This is a genomic window from Polaromonas sp., assembly GCF_030682935.1.
In the GTDB taxonomy this organism is placed as follows: Bacteria; Pseudomonadota; Gammaproteobacteria; order Burkholderiales; family Burkholderiaceae_C; genus Polaromonas.
Genome location: NZ_JAUXNA010000014.1, coordinates 1 through 2240 on the forward strand (window position 1 = coordinate 1; position 2240 = coordinate 2240).

The following is a 2240-nucleotide window of genomic DNA, read 5'->3' on the forward strand; positions in this document are numbered from 1 at the left end:
GAGGGGGCTGGCCTTGCTTGGGGCGGCCCGGCGCGGCGGCCGCGGGTGGGTTAGCCCCAGCACCGTTCCTTCATGCTGATGGCTTGTTATCTGTCTGGCTATAAAGGCCGGTTTGCGCCCTCGCCCACCGGGCCGCTGCACGCGGGCTCGCTGGTAGCCGCACTGGCCAGCTGGCTCGATGCCCGGGCGCACGGCGGCCAGTGGCTGGTTCGGATAGAAGACGTGGACATGCCGCGCTGCGTGCCCGGCGCGGCTGACACCATTGTTGCGCAGTTAAGTGCCTGCGGCCTGCGGCCCGACGAGCCGCCGGTTTACCAGTCGCAACGCGGCGCACTCTACCAGGCCGCCCTGGATCAGTTGATTAGCGCAGGTTTGGCCTACCCTTGCGGCTGCACTCGCCAGGACATCGCACTGGTCCTGGCCAGCACCGGCCATGCCAAAGAACGCCACGGCGAGCTGGTCTACCCCGGAACCTGCCGCCAGGGCTTGAACGGAAAGCCTGGACGGGCCTGGCGATTCTTTACTCAAAAACATGCATCAAATAAGCCTCTTGCCCAATCAACACGGGCGCAATCAGCTATTAATTCAATAGTGCATTCAGACCACGACGCGGCCGAACTGGCCTGGCACGACCGGCGCTTGGGCCCCCAGGCGCAAAACGTCAGCCGTGACGTGGGCGACTTTGTACTCAAGCGAGCGGACGGTTTTTGGGCTTACCAGCTCGCAGTGGTGGTGGACGATGCCGCCCAGGGCATCACGGACATCGTGCGCGGCGAGGACCTGGCCGACAACACCGCGCGGCAAATCCTGCTGCAGCGCGCCTTGGGCGTGGCGACGCCGCGCTACCTGCACACGCCGCTGGTGCTGGGTGCGAATGGCGAAAAGCTGTCCAAGCAAAACGGCGCCAAGGCGCTGGACCTGTCTGACCCGCTGGCCGCGCTGAACCAGGCTGCTGGCATGCTGGGCCTGGCGCCGCAATCGGGCCGCGTGCCCGACGCACTGGCCAACTGGGTAGCGCAGTGGGCGGCCAAAGTCACCTGAGAATTAACCGCTGACCATGGGTGCCTAAAATGGCAACACTTTACGCAACCGCATGCACATCGCCAACCTAGCCGTGACCGACACCCCTACTTCCCCCTCCTCCCTCGCCCCGGCCGACATTGCCCACCCCAAGACCATCAGGAGCTTTGTGCGCCGGGCCGGGCGCACCACCAGCGCCCAGACCCGGGCGTTTGCCGACCTGGGGCCGCAGTTTTTGCTGCCCTATCAGCCCGTCGCTCTTGATTTTGTAGCAGCTTTCGCAGAACCGGCGGGGGCTACAGCACAAAATGACTCGAAAGACCAGCCAAGCCAGCACCCAGTGGTACTGGAAATCGGCTTTGGCATGGGCGAAGCGACGGCCCACATTGCCGCCCTGATGCCGCACACCCACTTCCTGTGCTGCGAAGTCCACACACCCGGCGTGGGCGCGCTGCTCAAGCGCATTGACGAGCAAGGCCTGGCCAACATCCGCATTCTTCAGCACGACGCGGTCGAGGTGATTGACCACATGCTGCCGCTGGCCAGCCTGGATGGCGCGCATATTTTCTTTCCTGACCCGTGGCACAAAAAGAAGCACAACAAGCGCCGCCTGATTCAACCGCCGCTGATTGCCAAACTGGCGGCCCGCCTCAAACCCGGCGGCTACCTGCACTGCGCCACCGACTGGCAACCGTATGCCGAGCAGATTCTGGAAGTGCTGACCGCTGAGCCCCTGCTCAAAAACACCGCTGAAGGCAGCGATGGCTACGCCGCCAAGCCCGCTTACCGACCGCTGACCAAGTTTGAAAACCGCGGCATCAAGCTGGGCCACGGCGTGTGGGACCTGGTGTTCCAGCGTGTGTAACGCTGCTGCTGTGCGGGCGTGAGCAAGCTGCCCGCGCTACCGACACGCGACGGCGTCAGCCCCAGTTGCGTCGGCCTGCCGGCTGGCGACTGGCCCACCATCACTGATTTTCTGGTGCAGCGGTTTCCGGCCATCACGCGGGACGTCTGGCTGGACCGCATGCAGCAGGGCCTGGTGGTCGATGAATTTGGCGAAGCCGTGACGCCGAAGCGCCCCTACCGCGGCCACCTGCGCGTGTACTACTACCGCGCGCTGCCCACCGAGCCCCGCATTCCGTTTGAAGCCACCGTGCTGTTCCAGGACGCGCACCTGGTGGTGGCCGACAAGCCACATTTTCTGCCCGTCACCCCGTCGG

The 2240-nt window shown here is 64.8% G+C and carries 2 protein-coding genes and 1 pseudogene; all 3 read left to right on the forward strand.

Annotated features, from left to right (window positions below):
- Window positions 1–78 precede the first annotated feature (78 nt).
- A complete protein-coding gene (gene gluQRS, locus Q8K05_RS00600) occupies window positions 79–1041 on the forward strand; it encodes a tRNA glutamyl-Q(34) synthetase GluQRS (protein ID WP_305244617.1) in 963 nt (320 codons plus the stop codon).
- A gap of 52 nt (window positions 1042–1093) precedes the next feature.
- Entirely contained in the window at window positions 1094–1885 is a 792-nt protein-coding gene (trmB, locus tag Q8K05_RS00605) for a tRNA (guanosine(46)-N7)-methyltransferase TrmB (protein ID WP_305244618.1), read from the forward strand.
- A gap of 18 nt (window positions 1886–1903) precedes the next feature.
- Window positions 1904–2240, forward strand: a pseudogene (locus Q8K05_RS00610) (pseudouridine synthase); the annotation flags it as partial.